The organism is Burkholderia sp. 3C, assembly GCF_054589155.1.
In genome coordinates, this window is record NZ_BAAILN010000061.1 from 1 (window position 1) to 14,287 (window position 14,287).

A 14,287-nucleotide genomic window follows, 5' to 3' on the forward strand; every position below is an offset into this window, starting at 1 on the left:
ACATTTTGAAGCGCGTCAACTACTTTTTTCAGCGCTTCGATCAACAGACTGCATCGATCGAGTTCTTCACCAGTTCAAAGAAGCGGCCCAAATTCCGGCGCTCTCCTTGTCCTGCCTGGCTTCTCCTCCCGTTCTGCGTTTCCGTCATCGCGAGAGAGGCCGAATTCTAAGCAAGCTTTAGCAGGCGTGCAAGTCTTTTTTAAGAACCCTGCAAAAAAATTCGGGCACGATGAAAAACGGCACCCGAATGTCGTTCAGCGCCGCTTCGCGGCAGCCAACAGCCGGTCGATCGGCACCGCGTCGGCCATTGCCGCATAGCCCGCATCGCTCGGGTGCACATCGTCGCCACTGTTATAGCGGCGCAGCAGCACTTGCGGATGGGCCGGGTCGCGCAGCGCGGCATCGAAATCCACCACGCCGTCGAACGCACCCGAGGTGCGAATCCAATGATTGACCTCGGTGCGGATCGCTTCACGCTCGGGCGGCAGCGCGGCCGGCGTCAATGTCGCGCCGAACAGCGCGATGCCGCGCGCATGCGCACTGGCGATCAGGCGGCGGTAGCCGTCGATCAGCATCCTCGCATCCACCTTGGTATGCGGCGCATCACAATCGAGCACCTTGCGCGGCGGCATCGCCTGGAAGTTGATGTCGTTGATGCCGACCAGCAGCACCGCCGCCTTCGCGCCGGAGCGCGCGAGCACGTCGCGCTCGAAACGCCGCTCGAGCGCCACGCCATAACAGGCGGAATCGCTGAGCAGCCGGTTGCCGCTGATCCCCAGATTGACGACACCCCACTCGCCCGCACCCGCCGTGCCGAGCCGGCGCACGAAATCGTCCGGCCAGCGCTGGTTGCGATTGAGGCTGGAGCGCATGCCGTCGGTGATGGAATCGCCCACGGCGACGATCGTGCCCCGCGCCGCCGGGTTGCCCAGGACCGCCAGCTCCGACACCCAGGCCGATTGCGTCAGATGAACCTTGAACGCGTCGCCGCTGCCATCGGCAGTGTGATCCCCAGGCACGGACACATAGTTGATCTGGTTAGAGATGCGATGCCAGGCCGTCATCTTCTGCTCGCCGCGCGTGTAGAGGCTGATCGCGTACGGCGCGCCGGCCTCGACGCTCAACGAGACAGGATCGCTGTCGCGCTCCTCGCCCGGCGCCAGCACCAGATCGCGCCGGCCGCCGAAACTCAGCTCGGCCGACATCGCCTCGCGCACCGCCGCGCCGCCCGCCGAGCGCGCGATCCGTACCGCGCCGAGCGCCAACGGCGTGCGCCCGTAGGCATTGCTGATCCGCACCCGCACCTGATTGCCGCTCACGCTCGGATAGACGATCTCGCGCAACGTGCGATCCGCGAGGTCGGGGGTCTTGTAGAGCGGCGGCGGCGATGCGAGATCGGGAATCGGCTGCAAGGCGCTGGCCCAGGCCGCCACCCAAGGCTCGCCCGCCGCGTTGGCCGCGCCGGCCCATCCCAATACAAGACCGACAGCCGCGGCCGACACACAACGCCCCACCCCACTGCGACGAAAACTCATGATTCGATCAGGCTCGACAGGAAAGATGCCGATTGTGCCCGATAACGCCGCCGCCACACGCAAGCCGCCTACCGGCCCGTGCCATCCCTTCTTCCGAAAAAATTAATTAACCGACCGGACGGTTGATTTATACTTCGCCTACCTTGTCCCTGCGCGAGACGCTTGCCATGTATACGCAATCCCTCGACCTCCCCGGCCAGCCCACATCGGGCGACACCCCCGCCGACGCCGTCACGCTGGAACAGGCCCGCTTCGACGCGGTCATGTCCGCCGACGGCAAGATCGAGCCGCAAGACTGGATGCCCGACGCCTACCGCAAGACGCTGGTGCGCCAGATCTCGCAACACGCGCACTCCGAGATCGTCGGGATGTTGCCGGAGGGCAACTGGATCACGCGCGCGCCAAGCCTCAAGCGCAAGGCGATCCTGCTGGCGAAGGTTCAGGACGAAGCGGGCCACGGCCTCTATCTATATAGCGCGGCCGAAACGCTGGGCGTCTCGCGCGACGCGCTGGTCGACGCGCTGCATGCGGGCAAGGCCAAATATTCGAGCATCTTCAATTACCCCACGCCGAGCTGGGCCGACGTCGGCGTGATCGGCTGGCTGGTCGACGGCGCGGCGATCATGAACCAGATCCCGCTGTGCCGCTGCACCTACGGCCCCTACGCGCGCGCCATGATCCGCATCTGCAAGGAGGAGTCGTTCCATCAGCGCCAGGGCTTCGACGCCCTGCTCGCGATGATGGCCGGCACCGACGCGCAACGCGAGATGGTGCAGCAAGCCGTGAACCGCTGGTGGTGGCCCGTGTTGATGATGTTCGGCCCGAGCGACGCCGATTCGGTGCACAGCAGCCAGTCGGCGAAATGGGGGATCAAGCGGATCTCGAACGACGACCTGCGCCAGAAGTTCGTCGACGCCGCGGTCGAGCAGGCGCGCGTGCTCGGCGTGAGCTTTCCCGATCCCGACCTCCGATGGAACGCCGAGCGCGGCCATCACGATTACGGCGCGATCGACTGGGATGCGTTCTGGCGCGTCGTCAACGGCGACGGCCCCTGCAACCGCGAACGCCTCACCACGCGCGTGAAGGCGCACGAAGACGGCGCATGGGTACGCGAAGCGGCGATGGCGCACGCCGAGAAGGTCGCGCGGCGCGCCGAACGGTAAGCGGCCTGATCCGCCCCCAACCGAATTCAGCAACGAGGAGACAGACATGCAAGCCGAATGGCCGATCTGGGAAGTGTTCGTGCGCAGCAGGCAGGGCCTCGACCACAAGCATTGCGGCAGCCTGCACGCGGCCGACGCGCCGATGGCGCTGCGCATGGCGCGCGACGTCTACACGCGCCGGCAGGAAGGCGTGAGCATCTGGGTGGTGCCGTCGGCCGCGATCACGGCATCCGATCCGAGCCAGAAGGCGGAGCTGTTCGAGCCGGCCGGCGACAAGATCTACCGCCATCCGACGTTCTACACGCTGCCCGACGAAGTCGACCACATGTAATGGCCATGACGACCCACCCGGCTTCCCACCTCGCCTACGTGCTGCGCCTCGCCGACAGCGCGCTGATCCTCGGCCAGCGCAACGCCGAATGGTGCGGGCACGGCCCGATCCTCGAAGAGGACATCGCACTGACCAACATGAGCCTCGACCTGATCGGCCAGGCGCGGCTGCTCTACGCACACGCGGCCGATCTCGAACGAGCGCTGAACGGCGCGACCCGGACCGAGGACGATTACGCGTTTTTCCGCGCCGAACGCGAATTCACGAACCTGACGCTGGTGGAACTGCCGCACTACGGCCCGCTGGCCGGCACCGCGCACGCCGTCAACGATTACGCGGTGACGATCGTGCGCAACTTCCTGTATGCGACGCTGATGCTGCACTTGTGGACCGCGCTGGAAGGCTCGGCCGATCCGCAACTGGCCGCGATCGCGGCGAAGTCGGTCAAGGAAACGCGCTATCACGAGCATCACGCGCGCGAATGGCTGATCCGGTTCGGCGACGGCACCGACGAATCGCACCGCCGCGCGCAGGCCGCGCTCGATTACCTGCTGCCCTACACGCACGAGTGCTTCGTGACCGACCCGGTCGAGCACGACGTGGCCGCAGCCGGCATCGCACCGTCGGCCGATACGCTCGAAGCCGCCTGGCGCGCCGACGTGGACGCCGCGCTGGCCGAGGCCACGCTGGTCGCGCCGCCGCCGGTGGCGCACGTCACCACCGGCAAGTTCGGCGAGCACTCCGAACACATGGGCTTCCTGCTCGCGCAGATGCAGAGCCTTGCGCGCCAGCATCCGGGCGCGAGCTGGTAACGATGGCCACCGCGACTTCCCCGACGATCGACGCGGGTCTCGCCGCGATCCGCGCCGCGCTCGACACCGTGCCCGACCCGGAGATCCCGGTGGTATCGATCCGAGAACTCGGCATTCTGCGCGACGTGCGCCGCGCGACGGACGGCGTGCTCGAGATCGTCATCACGCCGACCTATTCCGGCTGCCCGGCGATGTCGCAGATCGCCGAGGATATTGGCGTGGCGCTCGATGCGATCGGCGCGCCGCCGCACCGCATCGTCACGGTGCTGTCGCCGGCCTGGACCACCGACTGGATCACCGCCGAAGCGCGCGACAAGTTGCGCGCCTACGGCATCGCGCCGCCGGCCGGCGCCAACACCAGCGCCGGCTTCGGCTCCGGCGAGCCCGGCAGCCCACCCGCCGCGCGCGTGATCCGCTTCTCGCCGAAGCCCGCAGCGCCGCCCGCCTGCCCCCGCTGCGGCTCGCCGCGCACTGCCCGCCTCGCGCAATTCGGCTCCACGGCCTGCAAGGCGTTGTATCGCTGCCTCGATTGCCGCGAACCCTTCGACTACTTCAAGCCCTATTGAACATGGCGACTCCGCGATTCCATCCGCTGCGCATCCGCGACGTGCAGCCCGAGACGGCCGACGCGCTTACCGTTGCGTTCGAGGTGCCGCCCGAGCTGCGCGAGCACTACCGCTTCACGCAGGGCCAGTTCGTCACGCTGAAGGCGCAGGTCGACGGCGAGGAAACGCGCCGCTCGTATTCGATCTGCGTCGGCACCACCGATTACGAGCGCGACGGCGAGCTGCGCATCGGCATCAAGCGCGTGCGCGGCGGGCGTTTCTCGAATTTCGCGTTCGACACGCTGAAGCCGGGCCACACCCTCGACGTGATGACGCCCGACGGCCGCTTCTTCACGCATCTGAACGCCGAACAGCGCCGGCATTACCTGGCGTTCGCGGGCGGCTCGGGCATCACGCCGGTGCTGGCGATCATCGGCACGACGCTCGAACTGGAGCCGCGCAGCCGCTTCACGCTGATCTACGGCAACCGCAGCGCCGATTCGATCATGTTCGCGGAGGCGCTGGATGACCTGAAGAACCGCTTCATGGCGCGCTTCGCGCTGCATCACGTGCTGTCCGACGAGCAGCAGGACGTCGAGCTGTTCCACGGCGTGCTCGATCAGGCCCGATGCGCGGCGTTCCTCGATACGCTGGTGCCGGCCGCGTCGATCGACGAGGCGTTCATTTGCGGCCCGGCGCCGATGATGGACGCAGCCGAGGCGGCGCTCGGCGCGGCCGGCGTGGCCCGCGAGCGGATTCACGTGGAGCGCTTCGGCACGCCCTTGCCGCAAGCGGGCGCGCCGGCCGTCGAGATCACCGACGCCACGCCGGCCGCCGCGCTCGAGATCGTGATCGACGGCAAGACCCGCAAGCTGCGCCTGCCCTACGCGGGCGCGAGCCTGCTGGACGTGGGCCTGCGCGCCGGCCTCGCGCTGCCGTATGCCTGCAAGGGCGGCGTCTGCTGCACCTGTCGCGCGCGCGTGATCGAGGGCGAGGTGCGGATGGACAAGAACTACACGCTGGAGGAACACGAGGTGCGCGACGGTTTCGTGCTGACGTGCCAGTGCCACCCCGTCAGCGACAAGGTGGTGGTCAGCTTCGACGAACGCTGACGCCGGCTGCGCGAACGCAGCCTGGGAACCGGCCGCAATACCGTACGCGGCGCGGTATCTCGCGACATGGCATCTCGCTTACACTAGGGGCCGCTTTTCGTGACGGGTCGACGAACCCGCTCCGGAAGCGGCCCTTTTTCGTTGATCACACGCAGATGAGCCCTCTCCACGTCACCATCGGCGGTTCCGCCGCCGACTCGCTGCGCGCCGCGCTGGCGGCCGCCGGCCGCGACGATACCGTCGTCGAACTGCTCGACGATCTGGCCGTCGGCCCGCTGCGCGGCATCGACGATGCCCCCGAAACACGCGCCGCGTTCTGGGAAGCGCTGCTGCCCGGCCCGGCATTCGACTGGCCCTTGCTGCTGGCAGGCGAACTGACCAAGCTGTCGGAACTCGCGGCCGACGCCGGGCAGGTGGTGGTCTGGCACGCGCAGAGCGCCGCCGATCAATTGATGCTGCGCCGCGTGGCCTACCATCTGCGCAACGCGCCGCAGCGCCTGAACGAAGTGCGACTCAGCGCCGACGACCTCCCGCCGCCGGCCCATCCGCGCGGCCCCGAAGCCGCCGTGTCGACCGGCCTGTTCCCGGCCGAGGCGCTCGGCGCCAGGCTGCCCGAGGCCGCGCCGATCTCGGTGCTGCGCATCAGCCGGCTCGCGCTCGAATGGCAGGAAGCCAAGCAGGCCAACGCCGAATTGCGCTACTGGATCGACAACACGTTCAAAAGCGGCCTTTTCAGCGACATCGACGCGCTGGTGTTCGATCACGCCACCGAGCACTGGCAGCCGGCCGCACGCGTGGTGGGCGCGGTGATCGGCCATGCCGACCGCGGCCATCTGGCCGTCAGCGACAGCGTCGCGTTCTGGCGTTGCCGCGAACTGGCCGCCGCCGGGCGCATCGAGCTGGGCGACCTGGCGGGCGACGCCGCGACCGACGCCCCGCAGGTCGATCGCCTCGCCTCGTTTTCGCTGCGCGCCACCGCGCCCGCCGCGCCCGCCGCGCTGACGCGCTGAGGGCCGCCCGCGAGCCGCGCGCCAGTCCCGCCACGCGCTCGCCCGGCCGACTCCGATTCACGCAGATTCTCCGACCGACCTCATGGCCCGCACCCGAGCGCCCGACCACGAATCCCAACGCGAGCAGATCCTCGATCTCGCAGCCGAAAAGTTCGCGCAAACGAGCTACCCGAGCACCTCGATGACCGATCTCGCCACCGCGAGCGGCACCTCGAAGGCGCGCCTGTATCACTACTACGAGAGCAAGGAAGCGATCCTGTTCGATCTGCTCGACCGCTACACGAAGCGGCTGATGCTGATCATCGCGGAGGTGGAAGGCGCGAGCCAGCGCCGGGGGCTGACCGAGCGCGAGACGTTCGCCGAGCTGATCCACGCGTTCCTGGCCGAGTACGAAACCTCGCACAGCCGCCACGTCGCGCTGCTCAACGACGTCAAATACCTCGAAATCACGCAGCGGCAGATCGTGCTCGACCGGCAGCGCGACATCGTCGCCGCGTTCACGCGCCAGATCGAGCGCGCCTACCCCGGCCGCGTGTCGAAGGACAACCAGACGCCGGTGACGATGATGGTGTTCGGCATGATCAACTGGACCTTCACCTGGCTTAAGCCGGGCGGGCGCCTCGGCTACCGCGATTTCGCCGCGCAGGCGATCGACCTGATCGAGCGCGGGCTCGGCGGCGAAGTCTGAGCACGCGGTGTTGCACCCCGGTCACATGTGCCAATTCGGCGCATAGATGATCGGGTCATATCGTTATCGCTTCAAAATCAAACACTTTGCGTGATTGTTGAGGATTTTTAGAAGTCACCCTCGGCGGAGATACGGGTTTTCCCTTAATCGATATGTACCGTTCGGTTAGAATGCTGTTGCATTGCACAACCGGCTGTATGGTCTCTGAGGAACCCACGATGAATACGCTCCCTCTCCGCCCCGCCGCCCCGATCGGCAAGGTCGGGCAGGCACCGGTTCTCGTCCGGGAACTGGCTTCTACCGATCGTGAGCAAATGCTCACGCACTTCAAGTCGCTCGACGGCGACGATCGCCTGCTGCGTTTCGGCCAGATCGTGCCGGATCACGTGCTCGACAACTACGTGCGCACCATCGATTTCGGCCGCGACACCGTGTTCGGCGTGTTCGATCAAACGCTGGCGCTGGTCGGCGTCGGTCATCTGGCCTATCTGCCCGATGAAGGCGGCAAGCGCACCGCCGAGTTCGGCGTGTCGGTGCTCGAATCGGCGCGCGGCCGGGGCGTCGGCACCAAGCTGTTCGAGCGCGCCTCGATCCGCAGCCGCAACACGCACGTATCCACGCTCTACATGCACTGTTTGTCGCGCAACGCGACGATGATGCATATCGCAAAGAAGTCGGGCATGCGTATCGAATATGCGTATGGCGAAGCCGATGCCTATCTGTCGCTGCCGCCGGCCGATCACTCGACGATCATCGCCGAGATGCTCCAGGAGCAGGCCGCCGTGTTCGATTACGCGATGAAGCGTCAGGCCCGCCGTGCGACGCAAATCTTCGAATCGATGCTGCCGGCCGGGATCGCCGCCTGAACCTCACGGCAGCGTCCGCTCGCATCGCCTCATGAAAACGGGCGGCCCCATTGCCGGGGCCGCCCGTTTCGCTTGGCGCCGCCGGCGCGCAATCAACGGATCGGCAGCGCCGTCGTCTCCTTGAAGCTCTCCAGCGCGAAGCTCGTCTTCACGTCGATCACCGACGGATGGTGCAGCAACTGCTCCTGCACGAAGCGCGAGAAATGCGCCATGTCCTCCACCTGCACGCGCAGCAGATAGTCGAGATCGCCCGTCATCGCGTGGCAGGCCACCACCTCCGGCCACACCTGTACCGCCGCGCGGAAACGATCGGCATGGGTGGCGGCGCCATCGCCGGCCGCGGCCACGCCGCCGCGCTTTTCGAGCCGCACGCTGACATAGGCGAGCAGATCGAGGCCGAGCCGCTTCGGATCGAGCAGCGCCACATAACCGGTGATCACGCCGCTCTCCTCCAGCCGGCGGATGCGCCGCAGGCACGGGCTCGGCGACAGGTTCACGCGCTCGGCGATCTCCTGGTTCGATAGCCGGCCGTTCTCCTGCAGGATCGCCAGGATCCGCCGATCGATGGCATCCAGTTCGACACGCGCCATTTCATGCCTCCATTTCGGCATGGATTGCCGGAAAGTTGCGCAATCGTAGCCACACGCGATTTGTTTCGCAAGCAACTGCCCGCCGTGCTTGCCTACACTGGTTTGCATGCGGCGTCCTGCCGCGCCCCACGATCGACGCGATCCGCCATCAGGAGACACCGTGCAAATCCAAACCTGGGAGAACCCCGTCGGCACCGACGGCTTCGAATTCATCGAGTACACCGCCCCCGATCCGAAGGCGCTCGGCGAGCTGTTCGAGCGGATGGGCTTCACGGCGGTGGCGCGCCATCGCCACAAGGACGTGACGCTGTACCGCCAGGGCGAGATCAACTTCATCGTCAACGCCGAACCCGATTCGTTCGCGCAGCGCTTCGCGCGGCTGCACGGGCCGTCGATCTGCGCGATCGCGTTCCGCGTGCAGGACGCCGCACAGGCTTACCGCCGCGCGCTCGACCTCGGCGCCTGGGGCTTCGACAACAAGACCGGGCCGATGGAGCTGAACATTCCGGCCATCAAGGGCGTTGGCGATTCGCTGATCTATTTCGTCGATCGCTGGCGCGGCAAGAATGGCGCAACGCCGGGCAGCATCGGCGATATCGGCATCTACGACGTCGATTTCGAGCCGATCGCCGGTGCGGAGCCGAACCCGCCCGGCCACGGCCTGACCTATATCGATCACCTGACGCACAACGTGCATCGCGGCCGCATGGCCGAATGGGCGGAATTCTACGAACGCCTGTTCAACTTCCGCGAAGTGCGCTACTTCGACATCGAAGGGAAGGTAACGGGCGTCAAATCGAAGGCGATGACCTCGCCGTGCGGCAAGATCCGCATTCCGATCAACGAGGAAGGCTCGGACACGCCGGGGCAGATCCAGGAATATCTCGATGCGTATCACGGCGAAGGGATTCAGCACATCGCGCTCGGCACCGGCGACATCTACGGCACGGTAGACGCGCTGCGCGGCCGCAAAGTCACGCTGCTCGACACGATCGATACGTACTACGAGCTGGTCAACCGGCGCGTGCCGGATCATGGCGAGCCGCTCGACGAACTGCGCCGCCGCAAGATCCTGATCGACGGCGCGCACGACGACCTGCTGCTGCAGATCTTCACCGAGAACCAGATCGGCCCGATCTTCTTCGAGATCATCCAGCGCAAGGGCAATCAGGGCTTCGGGGAAGGCAACTTCAAGGCGCTGTTCGAATCGATCGAGCTCGATCAGATTCGCCGCGGCGTGGTGAAGGACAAGGCGTGATCGCGCGCGAGAAGGCGACGACATAACGAACAGGCGCGAAAAAAGGGCGGAAATCATGTGATTTCCGCCCTTTTTCATGGCTGGATGGCTGCCCGGTGCACCTTGCCGAACAAGCGCTCAGGCCGCGCGCCGGTGCGCCATCGCTCTCTCAGGCCTTCGGCGCGCCGGTCACCTGCGTCGTCGCCGTCACGCCGGCTGGCGCGATCGCGTCGCCCGCGGGCGTGATTTGCAGCATCTGGGTGCCTGCCGCAGCCAACGCACTTGCACCCTGCGAGCGCACCGGCCCCGTCATGGCGAAGAACGCGGTGGACACCATCAGAAAATTCTGGATATGTCGCGTGTTCATTGAACCTCCTTGTTCATCGTCGGCTGGCTCTCTCCATTCCAGGGCGATCGTTCGCGCCCGACCATTGCCGACAGCGCAAGAGACTAAACGCAAAGGCCGGTCGTGCCCCGCTTCTTTACATGCTTTTACATGATGTAACGCGCACGAGCGGCGCTTTCTGTCGTGTGTTTATAACAGTCCACGCAACAAACGGCGGGTTTCCACCAGTGCTACCATCATCGGAAACCCGCCAATATGGCGCCCCGGCAAGCGCGTTCACAAGACGCCGATGCCGACAAGTTTTGGTGATCCCAAACGGGTGGAGGAGACAAATATGAATGCCCCGCTAGACGCAGGCCAACGCGCGACGCTCGAAGCCGCGCTCCAATCGGTCACGCTCGACGACAAATACACGCTCGAACGTGGCCGCGCCTATATGAGCGGCATCCAGGCGCTCGTCCGGCTGCCGATGTTGCAGCAGGAACGCGACCGCGCCGCCGGCCTCAACACCGCCGGCTTCATTTCCGGCTATCGCGGCTCGCCGCTCGGCGGCCTCGATCAATCGCTCTGGAAAGCCCAGAAGCACCTGGCCGCCCACCGCATCGTCTTCCAGCCCGGCCTCAACGAAGATCTCGCCGCGACCGCCGTATGGGGCTCGCAGCAAGTCAACCTGTACCCCGGCGCGAAATACGACGGCGTGTTCGGCATGTGGTACGGCAAAGGCCCCGGCGTCGACCGCTCGGGCGACGTGCTCAAGCACGCCAATTCGGCCGGCTCCGCCCCGCACGGCGGCGTGCTGGTGCTGGCCGGCGACGATCACGCGGCCAAATCCTCCACCCTCGCGCACCAATCGGAACACTTGCTGAAGGCCTGCGGGCTGCCGGTGCTGTTCCCCTCGAACGTCCAGGAATATCTCGATTTCGGCCTGCACGGCTGGGCGATGAGCCGCTATTCGGGGCTGTGGGTGTCGCTGAAATGCGTGACCGACGTGGTGGAATCGTCGGCCTCGGTCGATATCGATCCGCATCGCGCGCGCATCGTGCTGCCCGACGATTTCGCCATGCCCGACGGCGGCCTCAACATCCGCTGGCCCGATCCGCCGCTGGTGCAGGAAGCGCGGATGATCGACTACAAGTGGTACGCGGCGCTTGCCTACGTGCGCGCCAACCGGCTCGACCGCATCGAGATCGAATCGCCGCAGGCGCGCTTCGGCATCATGACCGCCGGCAAGGCTTACCTGGACGTGCGCCAGGCGCTGACCGACCTCGGCCTCGACGACGCGACCTGCGCGCGGATCGGCATCCGCCTCTACAAGGTCGGCTGCGTCTGGCCGCTCGAAGCGCAGGGCGTGCAGCAGTTCGCGCAGGGCCTCGACGAAATCCTGGTGGTCGAGGAAAAGCGCCAGATCCTCGAATACCAGATCAAGGAAGAGCTGTACAACTGGCCGGACAGCCGGCGCCCGCGCATCTTCGGCAAGTTCGACGAGAAGGACGGCGCGGGCGGCGAATGGTCGGTGCCGATGGGCAACTGGCTGCTGCCGGCGCATTACGAACTGTCGCCGGCCATCATCGCGAAGGCGATCGCCACGCGGCTCGACAAGTTCGAGCTGCCGTCCGACGTGCGTGCGCGCATCGCCGCCCGCATCGCCGTGATCCAGGCCAAGGAGGCCGCGCTGGCTCGCCCGCACGTGACCACCGAACGCAAGCCGTGGTTCTGCTCGGGCTGCCCGCACAACACCTCGACGGTGGTGCCCGAAGGCTCGCGCGCGATCGCCGGCATCGGCTGCCACTACATGACGGTCTGGATGGACCGCAACACCAGCACCTTCAGCCAGATGGGCGGCGAAGGCGTGCCGTGGGTCGGCCAGGCGCCGTTCACCGAGGAAAAGCACGTGTTCGCCAACCTCGGCGACGGCACCTACTTCCACTCGGGCCTGCTCGCGGTGCGCGCGGCGATCTCGTCGAAGGCGAACATCACCTACAAGATCCTCTACAACGACGCGGTGGCGATGACCGGCGGCCAGCCCGTGGACGGCACGCTGACGGTGCCGCAGATCACCCATCAGGTCGCGGCGGAAGGCGCGTCGAAGATCGTCATCGTCACCGACGAGCCCGAAAAATACGACGGCAAGACCTCGCTGCTCGCGCCCGGCGTGACGATCCATCACCGTGACCAGCTCGACGCCGTGCAGCGCGAACTGCGCGAGATCGCCGGCACCTCGATCCTGATCTACGACCAGACCTGCGCCACCGAGAAGCGCCGCCGCCGCAAGCGCGGCGCGTATCCCGATCCGGCCAAGCGGGTGGTGATCAACGAAGCCGTGTGCGAAGGCTGCGGCGATTGCTCGGTGCAGTCGAACTGCCTGTCGGTCGAGCCGCTCGACACCGAATTCGGCACCAAGCGGCAGATCAACCAATCCACCTGCAACAAGGATTTCTCGTGCACCAAGGGCTTCTGCCCGAGCTTCGTGACCGTCGAGGGCGCGCAGTTGAAGAAGCCGAAGGCCGTGACGGTGGACGCCGACGCACTGCCGCCGGTGCCGGAACCGGCGCTGCCCGGCATCGAGCGCGCCTGGGGCGTGCTGGTGACCGGCGTGGGCGGCACCGGCGTGGTGACGATCGGCGCGCTGATCGGCATGGCCGCGCACCTGGAGAACAAGGGCGTGACGGTGCTCGACGTGACCGGCCTCGCGCAGAAGGGCGGCGCCGTGATGAGCCATGTGCAGATCGCGCACGCGCCCGGCGACATCCACGCCACGCGGATCGCGATGGGCGAAGCCGATCTGGTGATCGGCGGCGACGCGCTCGTCACGGCCAGCGACGAATGCACGTCGCGCATGCGTCACGGCACGACGCGCGTGGTCGTCAACAGCGCGAAGACGCCGACCGCCGATTTCATCAAGAATCCGAAATGGGCGTTTCCGGGCGCGAGCGCGGAGCAGGATATTCGCGCGGCGGCCGGCGACGGCGTCGATCTGGTCGATGCCGACCAGTTCGCGGCGGCGCTGCTCGGCGACACGATCTACACCAACCCGTTCGTGCTCGGCTACGCATGGCAACGCGGCGGCCTGCCGCTGACGCTGGCGTCGCTCACGCGCGCGATCGAACTGAACGGCGTGCAGGTCGAGAAGAACCTCGCCGCGTTCGATTGGGGCCGCCGCGCCGCGCATGACCTGGCCAGCGTGCGCCAGGCCGCGGCCGGCTCGCGCGCCGGCGTGCCGAACGGCGCGACGGTGATCGCGCTGCACACGAAGAAGGCCGTCGATACGCTGATCGCGACGCGCGTGGAACAACTGAGCGCCTATCAGAACGCGGCGTATGCGGCGCGTTATACGGCGGTGGTCGAACGCGTGCGGGCAGCCGAACGCGCGCTCGACGGCAGCGCGTCGGGCCAGGAACCGCTGACCGAGGCGGTCGCGCGCAACCTCTACAAGCTGATGGCGTACAAGGACGAGTACGAGGTCGCGCGGCTGCAATCGGACCCGGCGTTCCTCGCCCGGCTGGCCGCGCAGTTCGACGGTGCGATGACGCTGCGCTACCACCTCGCGCCGCCGATCCTCGCCAAGCGCGACGCCCACGGCCACCTCGTCAAGCGCACGTTCGGCCCGTGGATGCTGTCGGCGTTCCGCCTGCTGGCCAAGTGCAAGGGCCTGCGCGGCACCGCGTTCGATCCGTTCGGCCGCACCGAGGAGCGCCGCACCGAGCGCGCGCTGATCGGCGAGTACGTAACGCTGATCGACGTGGTGCTGGCGAAGCTGACGGCCGAGCGGCTGCCGCTCGCGCTCGACCTGGCGAGCCTGCCCGACGGGATTCGCGGCTACGGCCACGTGAAGGAGCACAACCTGGCCGCCGTGCGCAGCAAGTGGCTGGCGCTGGTCGCGCAGTGGAACGGGCCGGAGGCGGTGACGCGGCACGTCGCCTGAGCGGCGATCGGAAGCCGGCCTGAACGGCGGCGGGCATAAAAAAACGCCACGGTGCCTTGCGGCCCGTGGCGTTTTTCATGGTGTTTGCCGCCCCTGCGGGCGGCGAACGCATCAGGCCGAAGCCGATATG

Annotated in this window: 13 protein-coding genes; 10 read left to right on the forward strand and 3 right to left on the reverse strand. The window is 66.8% G+C overall.

Annotation, left to right across the window (positions count from 1 at the left end; genetic code table 11):
- Positions 1 to 254 precede the first annotated feature (254 nt).
- Complete coding sequence (locus ACYP33_RS09955; RefSeq protein WP_459621345.1) at positions 255 to 1,535, reverse strand: SGNH/GDSL hydrolase family protein; 1,281 nt, start codon at positions 1,533 to 1,535, stop codon at positions 255 to 257.
- A 167-nt stretch (positions 1,536 to 1,702) separates the two neighbouring features.
- On the opposite strand from ACYP33_RS09955, the gene paaA reads away from it, so the two are divergent.
- From paaA to ACYP33_RS09995, 8 genes are all read left to right on the forward strand, one after another.
- Positions 1,703 to 2,698, forward strand: coding sequence for a 1,2-phenylacetyl-CoA epoxidase subunit PaaA (paaA, locus tag ACYP33_RS09960; RefSeq protein WP_459621347.1), 996 nt, complete (start codon positions 1,703 to 1,705; stop codon positions 2,696 to 2,698).
- A gap of 46 nt (positions 2,699 to 2,744) precedes the next feature.
- Positions 2,745 to 3,029 (forward strand): 1,2-phenylacetyl-CoA epoxidase subunit PaaB, encoded by a 285-nt coding sequence (gene paaB, locus ACYP33_RS09965; protein WP_459621349.1) that lies wholly within the window; start codon positions 2,745 to 2,747, stop codon positions 3,027 to 3,029.
- A 5-nt stretch (positions 3,030 to 3,034) separates the two neighbouring features.
- A complete protein-coding gene (paaC, locus tag ACYP33_RS09970) occupies positions 3,035 to 3,841 on the forward strand; it encodes a 1,2-phenylacetyl-CoA epoxidase subunit PaaC (protein ID WP_459621351.1) in 807 nt (268 codons plus the stop codon).
- Between the two features lie 2 nt (positions 3,842 to 3,843).
- Positions 3,844 to 4,407 carry a 1,2-phenylacetyl-CoA epoxidase subunit PaaD gene (paaD, locus tag ACYP33_RS09975; protein WP_459621353.1) on the forward strand — a complete coding sequence of 188 codons (564 nt, stop codon included), beginning with the start codon at positions 3,844 to 3,846 and terminating at the stop codon, positions 4,405 to 4,407.
- A gap of 2 nt (positions 4,408 to 4,409) precedes the next feature.
- The gene (gene paaE / locus ACYP33_RS09980) at positions 4,410 to 5,498 is read left to right on the forward strand and encodes a 1,2-phenylacetyl-CoA epoxidase subunit PaaE (RefSeq protein ID WP_459621355.1); all 1,089 of its coding nucleotides are present in this window, start codon (positions 4,410 to 4,412) and stop codon (positions 5,496 to 5,498) included.
- A 155-nt stretch (positions 5,499 to 5,653) separates the two neighbouring features.
- Complete coding sequence (locus ACYP33_RS09985; RefSeq protein WP_459621357.1) at positions 5,654 to 6,508, forward strand: DUF1835 domain-containing protein; 855 nt, start codon at positions 5,654 to 5,656, stop codon at positions 6,506 to 6,508.
- Positions 6,509 to 6,590: 82 nt separating this feature from the next.
- Positions 6,591 to 7,196: a TetR/AcrR family transcriptional regulator gene (locus ACYP33_RS09990; RefSeq protein WP_459621359.1), complete on the forward strand. Its 606-nt coding sequence runs from the start codon at positions 6,591 to 6,593 to the stop codon at positions 7,194 to 7,196.
- Between the two features lie 218 nt (positions 7,197 to 7,414).
- Positions 7,415 to 8,062, forward strand: coding sequence for a GNAT family N-acetyltransferase (locus ACYP33_RS09995; RefSeq protein WP_459621361.1), 648 nt, complete (start codon positions 7,415 to 7,417; stop codon positions 8,060 to 8,062).
- Positions 8,063 to 8,154: 92 nt separating this feature from the next.
- On the opposite strand, the gene ACYP33_RS10000 is transcribed toward ACYP33_RS09995, so the two are convergent.
- Entirely contained in the window at positions 8,155 to 8,652 is a 498-nt protein-coding gene (locus tag ACYP33_RS10000) for an Lrp/AsnC family transcriptional regulator (RefSeq protein ID WP_414443655.1), read from the reverse strand.
- Positions 8,653 to 8,812: 160 nt separating this feature from the next.
- On the opposite strand from ACYP33_RS10000, the gene hppD reads away from it, so the two are divergent.
- Positions 8,813 to 9,910 (forward strand): 4-hydroxyphenylpyruvate dioxygenase, encoded by a 1,098-nt coding sequence (hppD, locus tag ACYP33_RS10005; RefSeq protein WP_459621363.1) that lies wholly within the window; start codon positions 8,813 to 8,815, stop codon positions 9,908 to 9,910.
- Between the two features lie 148 nt (positions 9,911 to 10,058).
- On the opposite strand, the gene ACYP33_RS10010 is transcribed toward hppD, so the two are convergent.
- Positions 10,059 to 10,256 (reverse strand): hypothetical protein, encoded by a 198-nt coding sequence (locus ACYP33_RS10010; RefSeq protein WP_414443653.1) that lies wholly within the window; start codon positions 10,254 to 10,256, stop codon positions 10,059 to 10,061.
- A gap of 313 nt (positions 10,257 to 10,569) precedes the next feature.
- On the opposite strand from ACYP33_RS10010, the gene ACYP33_RS10015 reads away from it, so the two are divergent.
- On the forward strand, positions 10,570 to 14,157 hold the full coding sequence (locus ACYP33_RS10015) for an indolepyruvate ferredoxin oxidoreductase family protein (protein ID WP_459621366.1): 3,588 nt from the start codon (positions 10,570 to 10,572) through the stop codon (positions 14,155 to 14,157).
- Positions 14,158 to 14,287: the final 130 nt, after the last annotated feature.